Source organism: Oryzomicrobium sp. (assembly GCF_036820405.1).
In the GTDB taxonomy this organism is placed as follows: domain Bacteria; phylum Pseudomonadota; class Gammaproteobacteria; order Burkholderiales; family Rhodocyclaceae; genus Oryzomicrobium.
Genome location: NZ_DAISLS010000014.1, coordinates 1 through 23632 on the forward strand (window position 1 = coordinate 1; position 23632 = coordinate 23632).

The 23632-nt window shown below is 66.6% G+C and carries 26 protein-coding genes; 19 read left to right on the plus strand and 7 right to left on the minus strand.

What is annotated here, in order from left to right; all coding sequences use genetic code 11:
* Positions 1-280 precede the first annotated feature (280 nt).
* The 5 genes from V7Z98_RS14310 to V7Z98_RS14330 all read left to right on the plus strand — a co-directional run bounded on the left by V7Z98_RS14310 (position 281) and on the right by V7Z98_RS14330 (position 5536).
* Positions 281-1747 (plus strand): HAMP domain-containing sensor histidine kinase, encoded by a 1467-nt coding sequence (locus V7Z98_RS14310; RefSeq protein ID WP_334158736.1) that lies wholly within the window; start codon positions 281-283, stop codon positions 1745-1747.
* Between the two features lie 31 nt (positions 1748-1778).
* On the plus strand, positions 1779-2288 hold the full coding sequence (locus V7Z98_RS14315) for a hypothetical protein (protein ID WP_293262192.1): 510 nt from the start codon (positions 1779-1781) through the stop codon (positions 2286-2288).
* Position 2289: 1 nt separating this feature from the next.
* Positions 2290-3678: a sigma 54-interacting transcriptional regulator gene (locus V7Z98_RS14320; RefSeq protein WP_293262196.1), complete on the plus strand. Its 1389-nt coding sequence runs from the start codon at positions 2290-2292 to the stop codon at positions 3676-3678.
* Between the two features lie 624 nt (positions 3679-4302).
* Entirely contained in the window at positions 4303-4728 is a 426-nt protein-coding gene (locus V7Z98_RS14325) for a hypothetical protein (RefSeq protein WP_293262199.1), read from the plus strand.
* A gap of 43 nt (positions 4729-4771) precedes the next feature.
* Positions 4772-5536 carry a glycine zipper 2TM domain-containing protein gene (locus V7Z98_RS14330; protein ID WP_334158739.1) on the plus strand — a complete coding sequence of 255 codons (765 nt, stop codon included), beginning with the start codon at positions 4772-4774 and terminating at the stop codon, positions 5534-5536.
* 175 nt (positions 5537-5711) lie between these two features.
* On the opposite strand, the gene V7Z98_RS14335 is transcribed toward V7Z98_RS14330, so the two are convergent.
* On the minus strand, positions 5712-6524 hold the full coding sequence (locus tag V7Z98_RS14335; RefSeq protein ID WP_293262205.1) for an inositol monophosphatase family protein: 813 nt from the start codon (positions 6522-6524) through the stop codon (positions 5712-5714).
* 174 nt (positions 6525-6698) lie between these two features.
* Between V7Z98_RS14335 and V7Z98_RS14340 the strand changes: the two genes are divergently transcribed.
* The 13 genes from V7Z98_RS14340 (at position 6699) to V7Z98_RS14400 (ending at position 16349) form a co-directional block, all read left to right on the plus strand.
* Entirely contained in the window at positions 6699-7520 is an 822-nt protein-coding gene (locus tag V7Z98_RS14340; protein WP_334158741.1) for an RNA methyltransferase, read from the plus strand.
* A 143-nt stretch (positions 7521-7663) separates the two neighbouring features.
* The gene (gene cysE / locus V7Z98_RS14345; RefSeq protein WP_293262211.1) at positions 7664-8425 is read left to right on the plus strand and encodes a serine O-acetyltransferase; all 762 of its coding nucleotides are present in this window, start codon (positions 7664-7666) and stop codon (positions 8423-8425) included.
* 145 nt (positions 8426-8570) lie between these two features.
* Entirely contained in the window at positions 8571-9086 is a 516-nt protein-coding gene (gene iscR, locus V7Z98_RS14350; RefSeq protein WP_293262214.1) for a Fe-S cluster assembly transcriptional regulator IscR, read from the plus strand.
* A gap of 33 nt (positions 9087-9119) precedes the next feature.
* A complete protein-coding gene (locus tag V7Z98_RS14355) occupies positions 9120-10280 on the plus strand; it encodes a cysteine desulfurase family protein (protein WP_334158744.1) in 1161 nt (386 codons plus the stop codon).
* 64 nt (positions 10281-10344) lie between these two features.
* Positions 10345-11556, plus strand: coding sequence for an IscS subfamily cysteine desulfurase (locus V7Z98_RS14360; protein WP_442951850.1), 1212 nt, complete (start codon positions 10345-10347; stop codon positions 11554-11556).
* Between the two features lie 55 nt (positions 11557-11611).
* The gene (iscU, locus tag V7Z98_RS14365; RefSeq protein WP_054620627.1) at positions 11612-11998 is read left to right on the plus strand and encodes a Fe-S cluster assembly scaffold IscU; all 387 of its coding nucleotides are present in this window, start codon (positions 11612-11614) and stop codon (positions 11996-11998) included.
* 71 nt (positions 11999-12069) lie between these two features.
* Complete coding sequence (gene iscA / locus V7Z98_RS14370) at positions 12070-12393, plus strand: iron-sulfur cluster assembly protein IscA (RefSeq protein WP_293262233.1); 324 nt, start codon at positions 12070-12072, stop codon at positions 12391-12393.
* Positions 12393-12923, plus strand: a complete 531-nt coding sequence (gene hscB / locus V7Z98_RS14375; RefSeq protein ID WP_334158746.1) for a Fe-S protein assembly co-chaperone HscB — start codon at positions 12393-12395, stop codon at positions 12921-12923. Before iscA ends, hscB begins: the two co-directional genes overlap by 1 nt.
* 132 nt (positions 12924-13055) lie before the next feature.
* Positions 13056-14960, plus strand: coding sequence for a Fe-S protein assembly chaperone HscA (gene hscA, locus V7Z98_RS14380; RefSeq protein ID WP_293262239.1), 1905 nt, complete (start codon positions 13056-13058; stop codon positions 14958-14960).
* Positions 14957-15298, plus strand: coding sequence for an ISC system 2Fe-2S type ferredoxin (gene fdx, locus V7Z98_RS14385; protein WP_334158748.1), 342 nt, complete (start codon positions 14957-14959; stop codon positions 15296-15298). The genes hscA and fdx overlap by 4 nt, the downstream gene beginning before the upstream one ends.
* Positions 15299-15303: 5 nt before the next feature.
* Positions 15304-15507: a Fe-S cluster assembly protein IscX gene (gene iscX, locus V7Z98_RS14390; RefSeq protein ID WP_334158749.1), complete on the plus strand. Its 204-nt coding sequence runs from the start codon at positions 15304-15306 to the stop codon at positions 15505-15507.
* Between the two features lie 31 nt (positions 15508-15538).
* Positions 15539-15940 carry a DUF2237 family protein gene (locus V7Z98_RS14395; protein ID WP_293262248.1) on the plus strand — a complete coding sequence of 134 codons (402 nt, stop codon included), beginning with the start codon at positions 15539-15541 and terminating at the stop codon, positions 15938-15940.
* A 136-nt stretch (positions 15941-16076) separates the two neighbouring features.
* A complete protein-coding gene (locus V7Z98_RS14400) occupies positions 16077-16349 on the plus strand; it encodes a YkgJ family cysteine cluster protein (RefSeq protein ID WP_334158750.1) in 273 nt (90 codons plus the stop codon).
* A 22-nt stretch (positions 16350-16371) separates the two neighbouring features.
* Here V7Z98_RS14400 and V7Z98_RS14405 read toward each other — a convergent pair whose 3' ends face one another.
* Positions 16372-17880 carry a DUF4034 domain-containing protein gene (locus tag V7Z98_RS14405; protein WP_334158752.1) on the minus strand — a complete coding sequence of 503 codons (1509 nt, stop codon included), beginning with the start codon at positions 17878-17880 and terminating at the stop codon, positions 16372-16374.
* Between the two features lie 301 nt (positions 17881-18181).
* Here V7Z98_RS14405 and V7Z98_RS14410 point away from each other — a divergent pair, with 301 nt between their 5' ends.
* Positions 18182-18466 (plus strand): YkgJ family cysteine cluster protein, encoded by a 285-nt coding sequence (locus tag V7Z98_RS14410; RefSeq protein WP_334158753.1) that lies wholly within the window; start codon positions 18182-18184, stop codon positions 18464-18466.
* 27 nt (positions 18467-18493) lie between these two features.
* On the opposite strand, the gene V7Z98_RS14415 is transcribed toward V7Z98_RS14410, so the two are convergent.
* From V7Z98_RS14415 to V7Z98_RS14435, 5 genes are all read right to left on the minus strand, one after another.
* Positions 18494-20080: an MFS transporter gene (locus tag V7Z98_RS14415; protein ID WP_334158754.1), complete on the minus strand. Its 1587-nt coding sequence runs from the start codon at positions 20078-20080 to the stop codon at positions 18494-18496.
* A complete protein-coding gene (locus V7Z98_RS14420) occupies positions 20077-20457 on the minus strand; it encodes a DoxX family protein (RefSeq protein WP_334158756.1) in 381 nt (126 codons plus the stop codon). The genes V7Z98_RS14415 and V7Z98_RS14420 overlap by 4 nt, the downstream gene beginning before the upstream one ends.
* A 102-nt stretch (positions 20458-20559) precedes the next feature.
* The gene (locus V7Z98_RS14425; protein WP_334158758.1) at positions 20560-22449 is read right to left on the minus strand and encodes an amidohydrolase; all 1890 of its coding nucleotides are present in this window, start codon (positions 22447-22449) and stop codon (positions 20560-20562) included.
* Positions 22446-22724 (minus strand): XapX domain-containing protein, encoded by a 279-nt coding sequence (locus V7Z98_RS14430; RefSeq protein ID WP_293262262.1) that lies wholly within the window; start codon positions 22722-22724, stop codon positions 22446-22448. Before V7Z98_RS14430 ends, V7Z98_RS14425 begins: the two co-directional genes overlap by 4 nt.
* Positions 22725-22853: 129 nt before the next feature.
* Positions 22854-23549, minus strand: a complete 696-nt coding sequence (locus V7Z98_RS14435; RefSeq protein WP_293262265.1) for a hydrolase — start codon at positions 23547-23549, stop codon at positions 22854-22856.
* Positions 23550-23632: the final 83 nt, after the last annotated feature.

The window sequence follows — 23632 nt, forward strand, 5'->3', positions numbered from 1 at the left end:
TGCACGGCCTGAAGCGCACCAAGGGCAAGTACGGCATGGTGACCATGTGCATCGGTACCGGCATGGGGGCCGCGGGGGTGTTCGAGGCGCTGTAGCCCCCATGGCGCGGGCGGACGGCGGGGAGGTCCGTGCCTCGTGCATCCACCCATGCCTCCGGCAAGCCGCAACCCGGCGCAACTAGGCGCCGGGCAAGGCTTGGCAGGGAAGTCGCCGGGCCGGAAAAACGGGCCGGAGGCGGGCGTGTAGAATCGGCGGGTCGTTTTTTGCGCTGTCCGTCCCTTTGCCCTCCCGTCCCTCCGTTCCCCGCCGCCGCCTCGTCGCCCCGTCGTTCCGCACCCTGCTGACGGTGGCCTTTCTTCTGGCGGCCTTGCCCCTGGTCGGCGCCCTGGTGGAGAGCGTCACCGGCCTGGAGCGGTTGTCCGGCGAAGCCCGCCAGGCGGTCACCCAGGCCGCCGCCGGTGCCCGGGCTAGCCGGCAGCTGGCGGACCAGGCCCTGACCCTGGAGCGCATCGCTCGGCAGGTGGAAATCCTCGCCGACGCGAGCCTGATCGACGATTACAGCACGGTGCGCCAGCGCTTCAAGGCCACCTCCAGCGAACTGGCCCTGCTGCCCCTGTCCGAGGACCAACTGGCCACCCTCAACCGGGCGGTGGAAAGCGAGGAGGCCCTGTTCGCCCGCCTGTCCGGCGCGGCCCGGGAAGGCACCCGCATGGCCGGCCTGGCCGAGGGCTACCGCAGCCTGTCGGACAGCGCTACCCGGCTCCTGGCGGCGAGCAACGAGATCAACGACCGGGAAGTGACCCGTCTCGCCACCCTGGCCGCCGACACCGAGCGCCAGCTGTGGTGGCGCCTCACCGCCATGATCGGCCTGTCCCTTACCGGCGCGGTGCTGGCCTCCTGGCTGGTGGCCCGTCCCCTGAAAGCCCTGGACCGGGCGGTGCGTCGCCTGGGGGAGGGGGATTTTTCCCGGCCGGTGGCGGTGAGCGGCCCCGCCGACTTCGAGGAGCTGGGCCGCCGCCTGGAATGGACCCGGCAGCGCCTGGCCGACCTGGAAGACCAGAAGCAGCGCCTGCTGCGCCACGTCTCCCACGAACTGAAAACGCCCCTCACCGCCCTGCGCGAGGGCGCGGCCCTGCTCAAGGAGGGCGCCCTGGGCGATCTCAGCCCGGCCCAGGGGGAGGTGGTGGGCATCCTGGACGACCAGGCCCGTCAACTCCAGGCCCTGATCGAGCGTTTTCTCGACTACCAGCGCGCCCTCCAGGACCTGGGGCGGGTCGAACTGATCCCCCTCGACCTGGCGGAACCCCTGCGGACGGCGGTGGATGCCCAGCGCCTGGCCGCCCAGGCCCGGGGCGTCGGCATCGCGGTAGCGGCCCCGGCGGCCCTGCGGGTGCGCGGCGACGCGGACAAGCTGGCCACGGTGATGGACAACCTGCTTTCCAACGCGGTCAAGTATTCCCCCGAAGGCGGCCAGGTCGCGGTGCGGCTCGCCGCCGAGGACGGCGCCGCCGTGCTGGAGGTCTGCGACCAGGGTCCGGGCATCGCGCCCGAGGCCCGGGACCAGGTCTTCCAGTGGTTCTACCGTGGCGCACCGGGACATTCGGCCCTGGCCGGTTCGGGGCTCGGCCTGGCCATCGCCCGGGAGCTGGCCGAAGCCCAGGGCGGCCGCCTGACCCTGGAGGACGGGACCGACCCGGACTACCCCGGCGCCGCCTTCCGCCTGACTTTGCCTTTGCTGGTCGATTGATCCGAAACACTCCGAATCCACCGGCCGGCCCATGAAAGACGCAACGATGATCCATTTCGACCCAACCGCGGCCCGGCGCTGGCTGCCCCGCCTGGCCCTGATCGCCCTGCTGCCCCTGGCGGCCTGCCAAAGCCTGCCGCCCCCCGCCAGCATGACCACCATCCCCGGCACCGAGGGCGCCCGGGTGCTGGACGCCCTGGCCCTGGGGCAGCGCGCCGCCCAGGCCGGCGGCGACGAGCAAAAGCGCGAACTGACCCACGCCCAGCAGGCCTACGGTCGGGACAAGAGCCTGGAAAACCGCCTCAACCTGGCCACCCTGCTGGCCCTGCCCACGCCGACGCTGGGGGACGACGCCCGGGCCATCGCCCTGCTCGAACCGGTGGCCGGCGGCACCCCGGGGCCGGCCCGGGACTACGCCGGCTATCTGCTCGCCCAGTTGCGCGAGCGGGTGCGCGAGACCAAGTCATCCCGGCAGTTGAAGGACCAGGTGGATGCCCTGAAGTCCCTGGAGCGCCAGTTCATCGAACGGGGAGGGCGCTGACATGGCCGCCGCCCCGTCCTCGTCCCCATCCAAGGCCCTGGCCGTGCCCGACATCCTGGTGGTGGACGACGAGCCGGACCTGCTGCGCCTGATCGGCCTGCGCCTGACCGCCGCCGGCTACACGGTCCAGTCCGCCGCCAGCGGCGAGGCCGCCCTGGCCCTGTTCGACGCCCATGCCGGCGCCCGGCCCCGGCTGGTGGTGACCGACCTGAAGATGGGCGGCATGGACGGCCTGGCCCTGTTCGACGCCCTGCAAAAGCGCGCCCCGGGCCTGCCGGTGATCGTGCTCACCGCCCACGGCACCATCCCCGACGCGGTGGAGGCGGTGCAGCGCGGCGTCTTCGGCTTCATCCCCAAGCCCTTCGAGGGCTCCACCCTGCTCGCCGAGGTGGAGCGGGCCCTGGCCCTGTCGGCCTTGCCGCCGGCCGCCGCCGGAGGAGGGGACTGGCGCGAGGGCATCATCGCCGTGGGCCCGGCCATGCGCACGGTGCTGGAGCGGGCCGAACTGGTGGCCGCCACCGACGCCCCGGTGCTGGTGCTGGGCGCCAGCGGCAGCGGCAAGGAAGTGCTGGCCCAGGCCATCCACCGGGCCGGCCCCCGGGCGGCCCGGCCCTTCGTCGCCATCAACTGCGCGGCGATCCCCGAACACCTGCTCGAATCCGAACTGTTCGGCCACCGCAAGGGCGCCTTCACCGGCGCCGCCTACGACCACAAGGGCCTGTTCCAGCAGGCTGAGGGCGGCACCGTCTTTCTCGACGAGATCGGCGACATGCCCCTCATCCTCCAGGCCAAGCTGCTGCGCGTGTTGCAGGAGCGGGAGGTGCGCCCGGTGGGGGCCGCCGCCTCGGTGCCGGTGGATGTGCGGGTGATTTCCGCCACCCACCGCAACCTGGAGCAGGCCATTGCCGAGGGGCGCTTCCGCGAGGACCTCTATTACCGCCTCAACGTGGTGTCCCTGGTCCTGCCCCTGCTTTCCGAGCGGCGCGAGGACATCCCGGCCCTGGCGCGCCACTTCCTGCAACAGGCGGCGCAGCGCTACGGCCGCCCGGTGAGCGGCTTTGCCCCGGAGGCCCTGGAGTTGCTGGTGGCCGCCCCCTGGCCGGGCAACGTGCGCCAGTTGCAGAACGCGGTGGCCCAGGCCGTGGCCCTGACGCCCTCCGGCGTGGTGCCGGCGGAACGGGTGCGGGAGGCCCTGCGCGACGAGCCGGTGGCCCTGACCCCCCTGGACGAGGCCAAGCTGGCCTTCGAGCGGGACTACCTGGTGCGCCTGCTCAAGCTCACCGCCGGCAACGTCACCCAGGCCGCCCGCCTGGCCGAGCGCAACCGCACCGAGTTCTACCGGCTGCTGGAGCGCCACAGCCTGGACCCCAAGCACTTCAAGGACGCCTGAGCCGGCCGGGGCCTGGGCCGGCACCTCGCCGGCCTAAGCCTGCCCGCACCTGTCCGCACCTGTCCGACCTTCTCTGCGCTGGCATGGGCTTGTACGGGCCGAATCCGCCTGCGGCCGGCCGGTGTCGTGGCGGGGTTTTTTAGGGCGATGTATTAATAAAATTCAAGTAACCGGCCGATGCAAAAGCAAAGGTCCGCGCCAGTTATCGACTTTGGCGCAGCACCTTTCTGAATATATTAAAAAAATTCAAGTATCGGGCGCGGAAGCCCCGGCATCCCGGTAGAAAGTTCGGGGCCGCCGGCCCCGGTTCGCGTATTGGAAAAACGGCGGGGCGGTACTGGCTCCGGGAATGCCGTCGGGACTGGACGACAGGTTGTTTTTCCAGGCGGAACAATGGCTTGCCGGCGTTTTCTCATGCCGGCTGTTTCCAGGTGTCGTCCCGGCCCGACAGGTTCGGTGGGCGCAGGTGGGCTGCGGGCCTCGCCAGGGTCTTGTCCGTTTGGCCTATTGTCATGCAGGTAATTGATTCATCGCGGTTTTCTCCATTGCGGTAGCGGCTTGGCACGGCTGTTGCGATGTAGGGAGCAACGGTGCCTGTTCGGTACCGACCCTGGAGAAAACAACATGTCTCGCTCTCGTTTCCTGCTCCCCGCCCTGGTGGCGGGCCTGGCCGCCGCCCTGCTGGGTGGCGCGACCCCGGCTCTGGCCTACGGCGGCGGCGAAGCCGTCCTGGGTGGTGCCATTGGCGGCGCCGCCGGGGCCGCCGTCGGCTCGGCGGTCGGCGGCCGCAACGGCGCCATCGTCGGTGGTGCCCTGGGCGCGGCCACCGGCGTGGTCGTCGCCTCGTCTCCGGCGCCTTATTACGCGCCGCCGCCCCGGCCGGCCTACGTCTATGCCCCGCCGCCCCCGGTGGTCTATGCACCGCCTCCGGCGCCGGTCTATGTGGTGCCGAGCTACGGCCGTCCCGTCTATGCGCCTTACGGCTACTACGGCCCCCCGGGGCACTGGGGGCGCGAATGGCGCCATCACCGCCACTGGGATCGGGACTGATCCGCCCTGCCTTTTGCACCGATAAAAACACAGGAGATCCATCATGAACGCTTCCCCTGCCATCACTCCGACTTCCCTGGCCGCCGAGCAGCCTGCCAGCGCCGCTCCCGCCGCCAAGCCCCGCCTGCATCCGTTGCTCACTGCGGCGGCGGTGTCCGTCACCGTGTTCAGCCTGCTCGGCATCGCCGCAGTGACCGGCCTGCTGCCCCACGCCCAATCCACGGCGCCCTCCAGCCAGAGCGCCGCCGCCGAGGGGGCCGCCAAGGCCCTGATGTCCCCGGACGGGGCGTCCGGCCCGGCGCCGGCCGCCGCCACGGGCGGCCAGGCCGCTGCGCCTGTTGCGCCATCTGAAACCCGGCCGGTGGCGGCGCCGCGCAGCCATCGCCAGGCGCCCTTGCAGGTCCGCTCCGGCGCGGGCGCCCAGCCCATGGCCAGCGCGGCCGAGGGCGCTCCGGCGGCTTCGGCTCCCGTCTGCGCCAGTTGCGGCGTGGTGGAGTCGGTGCGCGCCGTCGAGGTGGAAGGCAGCGGCAGCGGCCTGGGGGCCGTGGCCGGCGGCGTGACCGGCGGCCTAGTGGGCAACCAGATGGGCAACGGCAACGGCCGTACCGTCATGACCCTGCTGGGCGCGGTGGGCGGTGCCTTTGCCGGCAACGCCATCGAGAAGAACGTGCGCAAGGACACCGTGTACCGCATCACGGTGCGCATGGACGACGGTTCCTACCGCACCGTGTCCCAGTCCCACGTGCCGGCGGTGGCCGTGGGCGACAAGGTGAAGGTGATCAACGGCAGCGTGTCCGCCCGCTCCTGATTCCTATAGCAGTTCCCCGTATCGACTCCTCTTTCGATTCCTCCCGGTTCCTCCCTCTTGCCCGGTGCTTCGCTTTGCGACGCCGGGTTATTTTTTGATGTGGAGGAGGCTGCATCCCAAGAAAAAACGGGAGCCCGCGGGCTCCCGTTTTCATTGGCGCGTTGCCGTGGGCCGGTCAGGCCGGCAGGCGTTCGTCCCGGTGGCTCTGGATGATCTGCAACAGCTGGCCGAACACCTTGGGGTTGCCCGCCACCACGTTGCCGCTGTCCAGGTAGTTGGCTTCGCCGGCCAGGTCGGAGATCAGGCCGCCCGCTTCGAGGATGAGCAGGGAGCCGGCGGCGCTGTCCCAGGGGGCCAGGCCGAATTCCCAGAAGCCGTCGAGGCGGCCGCAGGCCACGTAGGCCAGGTCCAGGGCGGCGGCGCCCGGGCGACGCACGCCGGCGGTCTTTTCGGTGACTTCGCGGAAGATGTTCAGATAGGTATCCGCGTGGTCGAAGGTGCGGAAGGGAAAGCCGGTGCCGATCAGGGTGTCGGCCAGCTTGGCGCGGTTGGAGACGCGGATGCGGCGGTCGTTGAGGAAGGCGCCCCGGCCCCGGGTGGCGGTGAACAGCTCGTTGCGGTTGGGGTCGTAGACCACCGCCTGGGTGACCACGCCTTGGTGGGCGAGGGCGATGGAGACGGCGTACTGGGGAAAACCGTGGATGAAGTTGGTGGTGCCGTCCAGGGGATCGATGATCCACTGGAATTCCGCGCCCTGGGCGCCGCTGCCGGGGAAGGCACCGGTCTCTTCTGCTAGAATTCCGTAATTCGGATACGCCTCGCGCAGGACTTCGAGAATGGCCGCTTCGGCCGCCTGGTCCACCTCGGTGACGTAATCCTTGGGGCGCTTGGCCGCAACCCGGACGCTCTCCAGGTCCATGGAGGCACGGTTGATGATCTGACCGGCGCGGCGCGCCGCCTTGATGGCGATATTCAGGGCTGGATGCATGATGATAAAGAACCGAAGTGCGGAACCGGCAGGCCGGTTCCGTAGATGCGGGGCTGGTTGCCGGGCCGGACTGGAAGCCCAGCGGACCCGAGATCGCCAACCGCGCGAAACAAAATAGCAAATCGGGCGGCGCTTGCAGGCGCCGCCCGACTCGTTTGATGGCCGCATTTTACTATGAACACCGCAACCTCGCCTCTCCTTCCTTCCCCGGGTGCCGCAGACACAGCCTCGACGGCCCTGGCACGCATCCGCATCGTGCTGTGCCGGCCCAGTCATCCGGGCAACATCGGCGCCGCCGCCCGGGCGTTGAAGACCATGGGGCTGTCCCGCCTGGTGCTGGTGACCCCCAAGCTCTTCCCCGATCCCGAGGCCACCGCCCGGGCTGCCGGCTCCCAGGATGTGCTGGAGGCCGCCCGGGTGTGCGATTCCCTGGACGAGGCCCTGGACGGCACCGTCATGTCCCTGGCCCTGTCGGCGCGTAAGCGCGAGGTGGGGCCGCCCCCGTTGCCCGCTCGGGAGGCCGCCGCCGCCCTGGTGGACTTCGCCTCCCGGCCCGACGAAGACGGGGGAGGGGAGGTGGCCCTGGTGTTCGGCAACGAGACCGTGGGGCTGTCCAACGAAGAAGCGATGCGTTGCAGCCGGCTGGTGACCATTCCCGCCAACCCGTCCTACAGTTCCCTCAACCTGGGCGCGGCGGTCCAACTGCTGGCCTGGGAAGTGCGCATGGCCGCCTATGCCGGGCGGCCGCCGGAATCCACTGTCGCCACGCCGTTCTCGTCCCCCGTCGCCACCTTCGGCGACGTGGAGGGGTTTTACGCCCACCTGGAGCGGGTGATGATCGACAGCGGCTTCCACAACCCGGACCAGCCCAAGCGCCTGGTGCCCAAGCTGCGCCGCCTGTTCGCCCGGGCCGGGCTGGAGCGGGACGAGGTGAACATCCTGCGCGGCCTGCTGTCGGCGGTCGAAGCGAAAATGTCCGGCCCCGGCGGCAAATAGTTGAGCAAAAAAGTCGGGTAATTTAGAATTCAGTTAATCGAAACGCCGTCGCGGCCAGGCGGGGCAGGGGTTGTCCCGCGGTTGTCACCGCAGTTGTCAAACATCCGGGCGCGTTTCACCACTTGAGAAAAGACCGTTCCATCATGTTCAAGCGCATGCGCGAAGACATCCGTTCCGTGTTCGACCGGGATCCGGCCGCCCGTTCCATGTGGGAGGTGCTGACCTGCTACCCGGGCATGCACGCGGTGTGGATGCACCGGGCCGCCCATTGGCTGTGGGGCCATCGGCTGCGCTGGCTGGCCCGCTTCACCTCGCATCTGGCGCGCTTCTTCACCGGCATCGAGATTCACCCCGGGGCCACCATCGGCCGCCGCTTCTTCATCGATCACGGCATGGGCGTGGTGATCGGCGAGACTGCCCTGATCGGCGACGACGTGACCCTCTATCACGGCGTCACCCTGGGGGGCACCTCGTGGAACAAGGGCAAGCGCCATCCCACCCTGGAAGACGGGGTGGTGGTGGGGGCCGGCGCCATGATCCTGGGGCCCATCACCATCGGCGCCGGCGCCAAGGTCGGCTCCAATGCTGTGGTGGTCAAGGAAGTCCCGGCGGGCGGCACCGCAGTGGGCAACCCGGCCCGGCTGGTGCTGCGCGAGGATGCGGACAAGGACAAGGCACGCCAGGAAATGGCCCAGCAGATGGGCTTTTCCGCCTACGCCGTGGCCCGCAACGACGACGATCCCCTGGCCAAGGCCATCCACGGCCTGCTCGACCACGCGGTGGAAACCGACCGCCGCCTGGCGGTGCTGATCGCCCGCCTGGAACAGATGGGCTTGTCGGCGGAAGAGGCCCTGGCCACCGCCGACAAGTTCGACCCCAAATACTTGAGCAAAATAGTCGACTAAATAGTTGACTAAAAATGGAGGGTATCGGTATAGTTGACTAAACAAATCGGGTATTGGCGCCAGGCAAGGCTTGGGGCTGTCCGGTTGTCTCACGTCATCGAATCACCGAATTCCGGGTACCAAGTTACTCGACTGCGAGGTTGTCATGCGACTCACCACCAAGGGACGTTTTGCCGTCACGGCCATGATCGACCTGGCGCTTCGCGGTCAGGACGGGCCAGTCACCCTGGCCGGCATCAGCGAGCGGCAGAAGATTTCCCTCTCCTATCTCGAACAGCTCTTTGGCAAGCTGCGCCGCCACAAGTTGGTGGAGAGCGTGCGTGGCCCCGGCGGCGGCTACTGCATGGCCAAGCCCCTGGACCAGGTGTCCGTGGCCGATATCATCCGCGCCGTTGACGAGCCTCTGGACGCCACCCAGTGCGGCGGTCGCGAGAATTGTCACGGCGAGCACCGCTGCATGACCCACGACCTGTGGACCACCCTCAACACCAAGATGTACGAGTACCTGAGTTCGGTCTTCCTGGCCGACCTGGTGTCCCAGCAGCAGGCCCGTTTGGCCGAGGCCGAAGGGGCCGAGGCTGGCGGCGTGGCCGGCGGGGTGGCGAGCATTCCCGCCGCCAGCCTGCACCGCAATTCGGCCAAGTCCCTGGCTGCCGTGTGACCACCGGACGCTTGGCGATTTTCCGAGGCTGACGTGTTCGCCCCCACCTACCTGGACCACAACGCCACCACCCCGATTGCCCCGGAGGTGCTGGACGCCATGTTGCCCTACCTGCGCGAGCAGTACGGCAACGCCTCCAGCCGTCACGAGTACGGCCGGGCGGCGCGGCGCGCCGTGGACGAGGCCCGGGAGCAGGTGGCGATGGCGGTCGGCGCCCATCCCACCGAGGTGGTGTTCACCAGCGGCGGGTCGGAAGCCAACAACCTGTTCATCAAGGGCCTGGCCGCCGGCCACGCCCCGGGCGCCCTGGCTGTTTCGGCCATCGAGCACCCCTGCGTGACCAAGCCTGCCGAGCAACTGGCCCGGGCCGGCTGGGATCTGACCAAGATCGGCGTGGACGTCCTCGGCCGCATCGACATAGCCGCCTACGGCGCGGCCCTGGCCAAGCGCCCGCTGCTGGCCTCGGTGATGCTCGCCAACAACGAGACCGGCGTGGTTCAGGACGTGGCCGCCCTGGCGGGCCAAGCCCGGGACGCCGGCGTCTGGTTCCACACTGATGCGGTCCAGGGCCTGGGCAAGCGCCCGGTGGATTTTCGCGCCCTGGGCGTGGCGGCCATGACCGTATCGAGCCATAAGATTTACGGCCCCAAGGGCGCCGCGGCCCTCATCCTCGACAAGCGGGTGGAGTTGCAGCCCTTGATCGCCGGCGGCGGCCACGAGCGCGGCCTGCGCTCCGGCACCGAGAACGTGGCGGCGATCGTCGGCTTCGGCCGTGCCTGCGTCCTGGCGGTGGAACGCCTGGAGGCCCGCGCCGCCCATGCACGGGTTCTGCGCCGGCACATCGAGGCGGGCCTGGCCGAGTTCGGCGCGACCCTGTTCGGCGCCCCCGCGGACGAGGCGCAGCGCCTGCCCAACACCACCTATTTCGCCTTTCCCGGCATCGACGGCGAGACCCTGGTGGGCAAGCTCGACCGGGACGGCTTTGCCTGCGCCAGCGGCGCCGCCTGCTCGTCGGCCAACCCGGAACCGTCCCACGTGCTCGCCGCCATGGGCGTGGAACCCGGCCTGGCCCGGGGCGCGGTGCGCCTCAGCGTCGGCGAGGGCAACACCCCGGACGACGCCGAGCGCTTCCTGAAAACCTTGAAACAGACGGTGGAACGCTTAAAAAGCCTATCCGCCCTGACTACTGCCTGAGCGGGCGCAGACGGTAAAATACCGCCCGCCTCGCGATTACCCTGACTCAACGGAGCACAGAAAAATGCTGAAATTGCCGATCTACCTGGACTATTCGGCCACCACCCCGGTGGATCCCCGGGTTGCGGAAAAGATGATCCCCTTCCTGGTGGAGAATTTCGGCAACCCCGCTTCCCGTTCCCACTCCTTCGGCTGGACCGCCGAAGCGGCGGTGGAAGAGGCCCGCGAGCAGGTGGCGGCCCTGGTGAACGCCGATCCCAAGGAGATCGTGTGGACCTCCGGCGCCACCGAGTCGAACAACCTGGCGATCAAGGGGGCGGCGAATTTCTATTCCGGCAAGGGCAAGCACCTGATCACGGTGAAGACCGAGCACAAGGCCGTGCTCGACACCATGCGCGAACTGGAGCGCCAGGGTTTCGAAGTCACCTACCTGGACGTCCAGGACAACGGTCTGCTCGACCTGGAAGTGTTCAAGGCGGCGATCCGCCCCGACACCATCCTGGCCTCGGTGATGTACGTGAACAACGAGATCGGCGTGGTCCAGCCCATCGCCGAACTGGGCGAGATTTGCCGCGCCAAGGGCGTGATCTTCCACGTGGATTCCGCCCAGGCCACCGGCAAGGTGGACATCGACCTGAGCACGCTCAAGGTGGACCTGATGAGCTTTTCCGCCCACAAGACCTACGGCCCCAAGGGCATCGGCGCCCTGTACGTGCGGCGCAAGCCGCGCATCCGCCTCGAAGCCCAGATGCACGGCGGCGGCCACGAGCGCGGCATGCGCTCCGGCACCCTGGCCACCCACCAGATCGTCGGCATGGGCGAGGCCTTCCGCCTCGCCAAGGAAGAGATGGCCACCGAGAATGCCCGCATTGCCAAGCTGCAACAGCGCCTGCTGAAGGGCCTCACCGACATGCAGGAAGTCTACGTGAACGGCGATCTGGAACACCGGGTGCCTCACAACCTGAACATTTCCTTCGCCTACGTGGAAGGCGAGTCGATGATCATGGCAGTCAAGGACCTGGCCGTGTCGTCCGGCTCCGCCTGCACTTCCGCCTCCCTGGAGCCGTCCTACGTGTTGCGCGCCCTGGGCCGCAACGACGAACTGGCCCACAGCTCGATCCGCTTTTCCATCGGCCGCTTCACCACCGAGGAAGAGATCGATTACACCATCGACCTGATGCACAAGAAGATCGGCAAGCTGCGCGAACTGTCGCCGCTCTGGGAGATGGTCCAGGAAGGCATCGACCTGAACACCGTGCAGTGGGCCGCCCACTAAGCCGCCCGTAGCGCCAACAACGCGCCCGCGCACCCCCGACCCTAGGAGAAACATCATGGCATACAGCGTCAAAGTGCTGGATCACTACGAAAACCCCCGCAACGTCGGCTCCTTCACCAAGGACGAAGAAGGCGTCGGCACCGGCATGGTGGGCGCCCCCGCCTGCGGCGACGTGATGAAGCTGCAGATCAAGGTGGGCAAGGACGGCGTCATCGAGGACGCCAAGTTCAAGACCTACGGCTGCGGCTCCGCCATCGCCTCCAGCTCCCTGGTGACCGAATGGGTCAAGGGCAAGAGCCTGGATGAGGCCCTGGAGATCAAGAACACCCAGATCGCCGAGGAACTGGCCCTGCCGCCGGTGAAGATCCACTGCTCCATCCTCGCCGAGGACGCCATTAAGGCGGCCGTGGCCGACTACAAGAAGAAGCAGGACGACAAGTAATCCCGTCGCGGGCCGCTCACGAGGCGGGCCCGCCGGATTTCCGTTCTTCTTCGTATTCTTCAGGAGTCATCATGGCTATCACTCTCACCGAAAGCGCCGCCAAGCACGTCACCGGCTTTCTCACCAAGCGCGGCAAGGGCGTCGGCCTGCGCCTGGGCGTGCGTACCAGCGGCTGTTCCGGCATGGCCTACAAGCTGGAGTTCGTCGACGAACTGGGCGACGAGGACCAGGTGTTCGAGAGCCATGGCGTCAAGGTGGTGATCGACCCCAAGAGCCTGCCCTATCTGGACGGCACCGAACTCGACTACGCCAAGGAAGGCCTCAACGAGGGGTTCAAGTTCAACAACCCCAACGTCAAGGATGAGTGCGGCTGCGGCGAGAGCTTCAAAGTCTGATGGACCTGAGCGCCAACTACTTCGCCCTGTTCGAGCTGCCGACCACCTTCGAACTCGACCGGTCGGCCCTTGACAGCCGCTACCGGGTGTTGCAGGCCGAGGTCCATCCGGACCGCTTCGCCGGCAGCACCGACGCCGAGCGGCGCCGCTCGATGCAGTGGGCCACCCGGGTTAACGAGGGCTACCGCGTACTGCGCCGCCCCTTGGACCGGGCCCGCTACCTGCTCGAACTGCAGGGCTTCGACGTGGATGCCGAGCGCAACACGGCCATGGACCCCGAGTTCCTCATGGAGCAGATGGAGTGGCGCGAAGGCGTCATGGAGGCCCGGGCCGCCAGCGATCTGGCCGCCCTGGAGGACATCCACCGCCGCCTCAAGCACACCCTGGAAGCGCGCTACGACGAACTGGGCGAGTTGATCGACCAGCGCCAGGCTCATGCCGAGGCTGCCGGCAAGGTGCGGGAACTGATGTTCCTGGAAAAGCTGCTCAGCGAAGTGGACGACGCCCTGGCCGACCTGGAAGACGCCTGACCCGCGCCCGAGCCGGCCGCCTGCCTTAGCCTGTACGCGCTACGGTCCGCCTCATTGGCGCCGGGCGGGGCAGGGCAGCCCCGGCTGCGGCGTTTGGTTTCCACCGTATTCACCCTTTCTACCCCAAGACCCATGGCCCTTCTCCAGATCGCCGAACCCGGCCAGTCCGCCGCACCGCACGAACACAAGCTTGCCGTGGGCATCGACCTGGGCACCACCAATTCCCTGGTCGCCACCGTGCGCAGCGGCATGGCCAAGGTGCTCAACGACGAGCAGGGCCGCTCCATGCTGCCCTCGGTGGTGCGCTACCTGCCCGACGGCAGCATCGAAGTGGGCCGCGAGGCCCAGCGCCACCAGGCCGACGATCCGCGCAACACCATCGTCTCGGTCAAGCGCTTCATGGGCCGCGGCCTCCAGGACATCGCCCATTCCGAGGCGCTGCCCTACGAATTCGAATCCGCCCCGGGCATGGTCCGGGTGCGCACCCGCGCCGGGGTGAAGAGCCCGGTGGAAGTCTCGGCGGAAATCCTCAAGTCCCTCAAGGGCCGGGCCGAGGCCGCCCTGGGCGGCGACCTGGTGGGGGTGGTGATCACCGTTCCCGCCTATTTCGACGACGCCCAGCGCCAGGCCACCAAGGACGCCGCCAAGCTGGCCGGCCTGAACGTGCTGCGCCTGCTCAACGAGCCCACCGCCGCGGCCATCGCCTACGGCCTGGACAACAAGTCCGAGGGCGTTTTCGCCATTTACGATCTGGGCGGCGGCACCTTCGACATTTCGATCCTGCGCCTGGCCAAGGGTGTCTTCGAGGTGCTGTCCACCGGTGGCGATTCGGCCCTGGGCGGTGACGACTTCGACCACCGCATCTATTGCTGGATGCTGGAGGCGGCCAAGATCAGCCCGCCGTCCGCCGAGGACGCCCGCCGCCTGATGGAGCGCGCCCGGGAAGCCAAGGAATACCTGACCACCCACGACAACGCGCCGATCAATCTGCGCTTGAAGAGCGGCGAGACGGTGGACGTGGTGCTGACCACCGAGATCTTCACCGAGATCACCCAGACCCTGGTGTCCAAGACCATCCAGCCGGTCAAGAAGGCCCTGCGCGACGCCGGCCTGCGCCCGGACGACATCCAGGGCGTGGTGATGGTGGGCGGCGCCACCCGCATGCCCCAGATCCAGCGTGCCGTGGCCGAGTACTTCAAGCAGGAGCCCCTCAACAACCTGGACCCGGACAAGGTGGTGGCCCTGGGCGCCGCCAAGCAGGCCGACCTGCTCGCCGGCAACCGCACCAGCGACGACGATTGGCTGCTGCTCGACGTGATCCCCCTGTCCCTGGGCCTGGAAACCATGGGCGGGCTGACCGAGAAGATCATCCCGCGCAATTCCACCATCCCCATCGCCCGGGCCCAGGAATTCACCACCTTCAAGGACGGCCAGACCGCCCTGGCGGTGCACGTGGTCCAGGGCGAGCGCGAACTGGTGGCCGACTGCCGTTCCCTGGCCCGCTTCGAGCTGCGCGGCATCCCGCCCATGGTGGCCGGTGCCCCGCGCATCCGCGTCACCTTCCAGGTGGATGCGGACGGCCTGCTCTCGGTGACCGCCCGGGAGACCATCTCCGGCGTGGAATCCAGCGTCACCGTCAAGCCGTCCTACGGCCTGAGCGACGACGAGATCACCACCATGCTCCAGGACTCCATGGCCCACGCCAAGGACGACGCCTTCCTGCGCGCCCTGACCGAATCCCGCGTCGAAGCCCAGCGCCTGATCGAGGCCACCCAGGTGGCGCTCCATGAGGACGCCCACCTGCTCGACGCCGCCGAACGCGAGAAGATCGACCAGGCCCTGGCCAAGCTCGCCGAGGTGATCCAGGGCGACAACCGCCGCACCCTCAACATGACCATGGACGCGCTGGTGGACGCCACCAACGAATTCGCCGCCCGTCGCATGGACCAATCCATCCGCCGCGCCCTGGCCGGCAAGAAAGTGACCGAAGTCGCCGACAGCGCCCTGGGCGCCGCGGCCGGAGAAGAAAAGCAATGACCCAGATCATCGTCCTGCCCCACGTCGAACTCTGCCCCGAAGGCGCCGTCATCGACGCCGAACCCGGCCAGAGCATCTGCGAGGCCCTGCTCAAGCACGACATCGAGATCGAGCACGCCTGCGAGATGTCCTGCGCCTGCACCACCTGCCACGTGGTGATCCGCGAAGGCTTCGAGAGCCTCGAAGACGCCGAGGAAACCGAGGAAGACCTGCTCGACAAGGCCTGGGGCCTGGAACCGACCTCGCGCCTGTCCTGTCAAGCCAAGGTGGGCGATACGCCGCTGACGGTGGAAATCCCCCGCTACTCGATCAACATGGCCAAGGAAGGGCACCGGTGAGCACCATGAGCGGATTCAAGTGGACCGACACCTTGCGCATCGCCGAAGAACTGGTCGATGCCTACCCGGACGTGGACCCGACCAAGGTCAACTTCGTCGACCTGATGAACTGGGTCATGGCCCTGCCCGATTTCGCTGACGACCCCAAGCACTGCGGCGAACGCATCCTGGAAGCCATCCAGGCCGCCTGGATCGAAGAGCAGGAGTAAGGGCGCTAAGGACGCCAATGCGGGAACCGTCATGAGCACCATGTCCGACCTGCCCGGCGGCGGGCCCCAGCTCAACGTCTTCGGCGACCCCCTGGCCCCGTGCAGCGGCCGCGGGTCGCCGCGCACCGGCTTCTACCGCACCGGCTGCTGCGAAAGCGGCCCGGACGACGTGGGCAGCCACACCGTCTGCGCGGTGATGAGCGCCGAGTTCCTCGAATTCTCCAAGGCCCGGGGCAACGACCTGTCCACCCCCCGGCCCGAATACGGCTTCCCCGGCCTCAAACCCGGCGACCGCTGGTGCCTGTGCGCGCCGCGCTGGCAGGAAGCCTTCCTCGCCGGCCACGCCCCCCAGGTGGTGCTGGCCGCCAGCCACTACGGCGCCCTGCAATACGCCAGCCTGGACGACCTGCGCCGGTTCGCGGTGCAGGGGTAGAGCGGATCACTCGGGCCGTGCGCTGCGCCGCTGCCGCTGAATGAGGGCAGATTCGGCAAAATCCCCGTTCCCTGCCGCAATGCACCCGCGCTTGCCCTCCCGGCGACGGCTCCGCCACCGGCCTCCCATTTCCCACATGAACGATATCGAATCCCCCGCCATCACCTGTTCCACCTGCCAGGCCTGCTGTTGCCGGCTGGAGGTGATGCTGATGGGCGACGACGACGTGCCCGAGGTCTTCACCGAGCAGGACGCCTGGGGCGGCTGGGTCATGGCCCGCCGCGACGACGGCTGGTGCGCCGCCCTGGACCGGGCCACCATGCTCTGCCGCATCTACGAGCGGCGCCCCTTCATCTGCCGCGAGTTCGCGATGGGGGAGAGCGATTGCCTAGCGACACGGAATTGCTAAGGCCCAGCATCGATAGTTATACTCAACTTTGCATTGGAAGTGGATTGCTTTCGATGACTTTAATCAAGGTCTGCAATTCTTTTGTTAAGGTCCTTAACGGGTCAATTATCGATTCGGCAAATAGCATCCATGCTTTATCAAGTGGGTTGAGCAGGTGCTGAATGTTACGCTTTGCTTCCGCATCGTTTTGAGCCGCCGCACGACGCCACCAATACATCGCCTCAAAACGGCTTGTTTCTACGCCCATTCCATTCCAGTACATTGATCCGAGATTTGTTTGGGCCGGAGCATATCCGTCTTCAGCTGCTAATCGATACCATCGAATAGCTTCGGTAAAATTGGGGTGGCCGTTTGCACCCTCGCGAATAAGATTTCCTGTCATTAGTTGGGCATATGTATCGCCCCAGATGGCGGAGCGATAAAACCATTTTAGTGCAGTGGCTGGGTTTTTTTGTACTCCGTAGGCGCCTGTGTAATTAATCCAACCAAGTTGCTGTTGTGCCCAAAGATTACCTAAATTCGCAGCCATTGAAAAATCATCTACAGCTGCAGAATGGTTGTGCATATCAACCTGAAGTGCTGCACGTGATGCATAAAGACTGGGGCCGTGGCTCAGGTCGATTGCTTGATCGTATAGACGTAGTGCTTCTATATTCTCCCCCTGCTTGGAGAGTATGCCCGCCTTGCGGGCAATTAGATTGACATTTGAAGGGGTAAGTGCGAGGGTTTGATCTAAAAGGGAGAGGGCGGTTGATAGGTATAGTTGACGTTTTCCGGGGTTTTTATCTGCTTGGTTTTCGATTTCTGCGGAGCGTGAAATCTGAAGTTCGCCAGCTAATACGTTTGCCTGGTTTTCGCTCAAGTATTTTTTGCTGCTGTATATAAAGACTTCCATTTCGACATAGCTTCCGCCCCATTTGGGTTGAATAAAACCTAAATACTCCTTTCTTGGCGTTAGGGAGTTAGGGGCTAGCTTTAATATTTCGTCTAGAATGTTGTCGCGTTGGGTTTTTTCTCCCTCGGTAGCAGAGATGGTTAAGAGGCCGGTAAGTGCTGCAATTGGCTTGGCTGTTAATTTCTTTGCTTCTTCGAAGCTGGTGCGTGCTTTGCGAAAGAAGATATTCATCTGCACAAGCCGGTGGGCAGGTGTTTCAGATATGTATTGGCTGCCTCGCGAGCGCCATCCATTGCCTTCGTAATAGAACCCTCTGGCAACATGTGCTGCATAAGATTTTGGGAATTTTTCTATCCAAGAATTAAAAATAATTTCCGAATCTTGGTCGTTGTCCATGGCAAACACTCTTTGGGTTTTCCAGAGGCTTTGTTCATTCAACCTGCCTTGTTCGTAGAGTGATTGGATTGTGTTCAGCCACGTATCTAACTCATTGAATTTTTGGTCATGAAGTAAGGCCAGAATTTCTTGGGGGTGTCGCTGTACCTCTGAAATTATATTTTGGTCTATTTGACTATCGTTTGGGTCGATGGTTTGTTTGGGGTTTTTCTCTGCATTTGCCCAGGATGTGAAGAGCATGCAAAAGCAGATCAGCAGGAATCGACGTATTTGCATGTTCAACTGTTCCTTTAGGCTCGATTCTTTGGATTGTCTGAAAAGTGTGATTGGCACCCCCGGGTGCCAATCTGCGACAAATTATGCCATTTGTTTATGCTTTTGGGTTTTTTGTCGTGCTTGGGGTGCAGTGACTGGGCATAAAATGAAAGGCCGAATTCCTTGAAAATCGGCCTTTCTGCTGGGTTGCCACGTCGCTTGGACTCAAGACAGGACTGTCCAGCGTTTATCCATTCATTTCAGCTATTGGTACAACACGCCTAAGATGGCTGTCGCCACATCCCTAACCTGTTCCACCTGCCAGGCCTGCTGCTGCCGGCTGGAAGTGATGCTGATGGGCGACGACGACGTGCCCGAGGTCCTCACCGAGCAGGACGCCTGGGGCGGCTGGGTCATGGCTCGCCGCGACGACGGCTGGTGCGCCGCCTTGGACCGGGCCACCATGCTCTGCCGCATCTACGAGCGGCGCCCCTTCATCTGCCGTGAGTTCGCGATGGGGGAGAGCGATTGCCTGGCGGAGCGGGCGTCGCTCGAACCGGCGCGGGGCTGAATCGGCCGGGGCGGCCACTAGGGCCGGCTACACGGACAGCAAGTGACGCACGATGGGCGGTGCGTCTCCCCGGTGGAAGCGCAGCACCTCGTCCTGGACATCCGCCGCCGCCTTGGACACGCGCCGGTGCTGGCGCAGGTGTTCCGCCCAGGAATCGACCTTGAACCATTCGAGCATCGCGGCGGGGTCCGAGGCGTCTTCGCTCACGCCCCAGTCGTAGGCGCCGTCGCGGCGGCGGTCCGCCGACAGCCGGGTCAGGCAGGCCAGGAAGGCTTGCCGCTCCGTCGGGTCGATCCGGTATTCGATCAGGATCAGCACCGGCCCCCGGTCGTACTCCACAGGGGCTGCCGTCAACGGCTCGGGCCAGTGGTTGGACGGCACCAGGTCTGCATCCCCCTTGGGCAGTTTCAGCCGGTGAAAGGCCAGGGCGACGATGACCAGCCCAATAGCGCCCATCACCAGGGTCAGCGGCACTCCAATCGCGCTGGCGATGCCGCCCCAGGCCAGGCTGCCGGCCGTCATGGCGCCGTTGAACACTGTGAGATAAACGGCCAGGGAACGCCCCCGCACCCAGTTGGGCAAAATGGATTGGGCCACCCCGTTGAGGGTGGTGAGGGCCGAAATCCAGGCGGCGCCGAGGGCGAGCAGGGCGACCAGCGCGGCCCATTGGGGCGGCGCCAAGGCGAGGAAGGCCATCACCGCCGCAGTGACGGCGGCGGCCATCAGTATCATGCCGTCCGGGCCAAGACGCTCGCGCAGCCGGGGCATGAGCAGCGCGCCGCCGATCGCCCCCAGACCGACCGCGCCGAGCAGCAGACCGTAGAAGCCGGCGCCGCCGCCCAGCAGCGTCCTGGCCACCAGAGGTAGCAGCGCCCAGACCGAACTGGCCAGCATGAAGAAGAAAAAGGCGCGGACCAGCACCACATGCAGCTCACGGCTGGCCCGGGCATAGCGCAGCCCGGCGCGGAAGGCGCCCAGAAACTGCTCCGACAGGTCGTCCTCGCCCGCCGCCGGGCGGCGCCACCACAGCAGGGCGGCGACCACGAACACGTAGCTGATGACGTCGACGCCGTAGGTTACCGCGGCCCCCAGGCTGGCCAGAACCACGCCGCCGAGGGCGGGGCCGATGGCTCGGGCGATGTTGATGCCCAGGGAATTGAGCGCCACAGCGCCCTTGAGGTCTTTCTTGTCCACCAGCTCCGGCACGATGGCCTGCCAGGTGGGCCCCATCAGCGCCGCGCCGACGCCGCCCAGGAAGGTCAGCCCGATCAGGGAGGCGACCGATTGCAGGCCCGCGGCCGACAGCAGCATCAGGCAGATGCTGACGGCGGCGAGCAGCACCTGGATGCCGATCAGGAATTTGCGCCGGTCAAGGATGTCGGACAGCACCCCGGCCGGGATCGCCAGCAGGAAGACCGGCAGGGTCGCCGCCGCCTGCACCATGGCCACGGCGGCGGGGGAGGCCGACAGGTCGGTCATCAGCCAGGCGCTGGCCACGTCGCGGATGAAGCTGCCGGTGTTGCCGATCACCGTCGCCACCCACAGCACGGCGAAGAGTTTTTGCCGGAGGGGGGCGAAACCGCCGCTGGGGGCTGCTGCGCGTAGTTCGGTCATGGCTGGCGGGGCTCCGTCGCATATTGTTCCGTCGGCTGCCGTTCGGTCAGGTCGAGCCAGGCGACCAGCAGAAAGCCCCCGGCCAGGCCGAGGTGCTCGAAGAAGGCATTGGCCGCCATGAAGCGCTCCTGCCCCGGGGGCAGTTCCCAGAAGCGCAGGGCCAGCAAGGTTGCCAGCAGCGTGAATCCGGACAGCGCGACGGCGCCGAGCCAGCGCCACCGCCCGGTCAGGATCAGCGCCGATGCGCCCAGTTCGAGCAGGATGACCAGGGCGGCAAAGAGTGGCGCCGGGGCAAGCCCGGCATGGGCCATTTCCGCGACGGCTCCCGGGAAGTCATGGAGCTTGACCAACCCGCCTTGCAGGTAGGCGGCGCACAAACCGAGGTAGGCGGCGAAGCGTATGGCGCAGGAGGCAAAAACCGGCCGCGCGCAGGCGGCCAGTTTGTTGCCGATTGGGGTTGAGGCGGCCTGGGTGGATGCCTACACGGCCCAGCAGGAGCAGCCCAGGGCGCCGAAAAAGCCCTTCAGGTCCGATACCGGCACCTTCGCCCCCCAGGCCCGGGCGTGGTCGTGACCATGGAGGCCGCAGGCGCTGGCGCAGCCGCAGGAGGCGATCGCTTGGCGGCGCAGGGAATTTCGGCCCGCGCCCTCCGGCTCGCCCCAGGCCGCGTAGCCCTTGAAGGTGCGCACCGGCGACCAGTCCGGCATGGCCGGCGGCACCGGGTTGTCGTCCAGGGGCGCGAAGTCGCCCGCGCCATAGACGACGCGCCCGCCGACCATGGTTAGCTCGGAGGTGAGGAAGGAGAGCTCATCCTCGGCGCAGGCGAAGAAATCCTTGTCCGGCACGATCAGGTCGGCAAACTGCCCCGCCGCGATGCGGCCGCGCTTGCCTTCCTCGTTGGAAAACCAGGCCACCTTCTCGGTCCACATGCGCAGCGCCGTCTCCCGGCTAAGGCAGTTGCGGCGCGGATACATCTGCAATCCGCCCACCGTCTTGCCGGTGATCATCCAGGCCAAGGACACCCAGGGGTTGTAGGAGGCGACCCGGGTGGCGTCGGTGCCGGCGGAAACCTGCACGCCCTTTTCCAGCATGCGGGCGACGGGGGGCGTGGCCTCGGCGGCAGCGGCGCCGTAGCGCTCGACGAAGTACTCGCCCTGGTAGGCCATGCGATGCTGCACGGCGATGCCGCCGCCCAGGGCGGCGATGCGGTCGATGGATTTGTCCGAGATGGTTTCGGCGTGGTCGAAGAACCAGTTCAGCCCCTTGAGGGGAATGTCCTGGTTGACCTTCTCGAACACGTCCAGGGCCCGGGAGATGGTTTCGTCGTAGGTGGCGTGGAGCCGCCAGGGCCAGCGGTTCTGGGCCAGGATGCGCACCACTTCCTCCAACTCACCTTCCATTTCCGGCGGCATGTCCGGCCGGGGCTGGCGGAAGTCCTCGAAGTCGGCGGCCGAGAACACCAGCATCTCGCCGGCGCCGTTGTGGCGGAAGTAGTCGTCGCCCTGCTTGTAGGTGACGGAGGAGGTCCAGTTGAGGAAATCCTCCTTCTCCTGCTTGGGCTTCTGGGTGAACAGGTTGTAAGCCAGGCGCACCGTCATCTGGCCCTCGTCGGCCAGCTTCTGGATCACGGCGTAGTCGTCCGGGTAGTTCTGGAAGCCGCCGCCGGCGTCGATGACCCCGGTCACGCCCAGCCGGTTGAGTTCGCGCATGAAGTGGCGCGTGGAATTGACCTGGTAGTCGAAGGGCAGCTTGGGGCCCTTGGCCAGGGTGGCGTAGAGGATGGCGGCGTTGGGCTTGGCCAGCAGCAGGCCGGTGGGGTTGCCGCTGGCGTCCCGGGTGATTTCGCCGCCCGGAGGTTCAGGTGTTTCCTTGGTGTAACCGACGGCGCGCAGGGCGGCGGCGTTGAGCAGGGCGCGGTCGTAGAGGTGCAGCAGGAAGACCGGGGTATCGGGGGCGATGGCGTTGATCTCGTCGATGGTCGGCAGGCGTCGTTCGACGAACTGGTGCTCGGTGAAGCCCCCCACCACCCGCACCCACTGGGGTGCCGGAGTGATCGCCACCTGGCGCCGCAGCATGTCCATGGCGTCGGCCAGGGAGCGCACGCCGTCCCAGCGCAGTTCCATGTTGTAGTTGAGGCCGCCGCGGATCACATGGGTATGGTTGTCGATCAGGCCAGGCAGGACGCTGCGTCCCTTGAGGTCGATGATGCGGGTGCCGCTGCCCGCCAGGGGCATCACCGCCTGCTCGTCCCCCACGGCCAGGAACTTGCCGTCCTTGACGGCAACGGCGCTGGCGGTGGGATTGCCGGTGTCCAGGGTGGTGAAGCGGCCGTTGCGCAGAACGACGTCAGCGGTGGGGCGGGTCGTCATGATTGCTTCTCCTCGGGGGTTTTGCCGTGCTGCATGGCCTGGCGGCCGGGTAGCTGGCCAAAGACGTGGGTCGTAGCCTGGGTTTTGGTGCAGGCGGAGGCAAATGCCGAACCCCTCAGTAATTGCTTGCCGACCGGAATGATTTGCTCGCCGATCAGGATGCCGAGCAGCCCCACCAGGGCCACCAGCGGCGGCGCGGGGGAGCGCACGTCGAGCAGGCTGTAGACGATGCCGACCAGCAGGCCGGCACCCAGGGACAGGACGTAGAGTTTCATGGGCCATCCTCGCGCTGGGGCCGCTGATGGAAACCCCGCCGCACCGGCCGCCGGATACCAAGGGGCCGGGGAAGAAAGGCGGCGCCGCCCCAGCAGCGCCGCCCGACGGGGCCGGTAAGGTGTCCCGGCTTATTTCTTGGCCGGGTTGGGGCCGATGCGCTCGCCGTGCTTCACGCGCTCGGGGGCCTTGTGCACCATGGTGTAGGCGTAATCCACCCCCATGCCGTAGGCGCCGGAATGCTCCTGGACGAGGGCGATGACCGCATCGTAGGTTTCCTTGCGCGCCCAGTCCCGCTGCCATTCCAGCAGCACCTGCTGCCAGGTCATGGGGACAATGCCGGCCTGGACCATGCGGTCCATGGCGTATTTGTGGGCATCCGCCGAGGTGCCGCCGGAGGCGTCGGCCACCATGTAGATCTCGTAGCCGCCTTCCAGGGCGGCGCTCAAGGCGAAGGTGGTGTTGCACACCTCGGTCCACAGGCCCGCGACGATCACCTTCTTGCGGCCGGCAGCGGCGTTGGCGGCCAGGGCGTCGCGCACGTTCTGGTCGTCCCAGGAATTCATCGAAGTGCGTTCGAGAATCTTGTGCTCAGGGTAAACGGCCAGCAGCTCCGGATAGGTGTTGCCGGAAAAGCCATCGGTCTCGACGGTGGTGATGGTGGTCGGGATGTTGAAGATCTTGGCCGCCTTGGCCAGTCCCACGACGTTGTTTTTGAGGGTCTGACGGTCGATGGACTGCACGCCGAAGGCCATCTGGGGCTGCTGGTCGATGAAGATCAGCTGGCTGTTCTGGGGGGTGAGGACTTCCAGGTACTTGTTCGACATGGTTTGCTCCTTGCTGGTTGGGGGGGGCGCATGCCGATCATGCCGGCACACTGTTACGGTTCGCGGTAGGCGCCGGGGCGCTT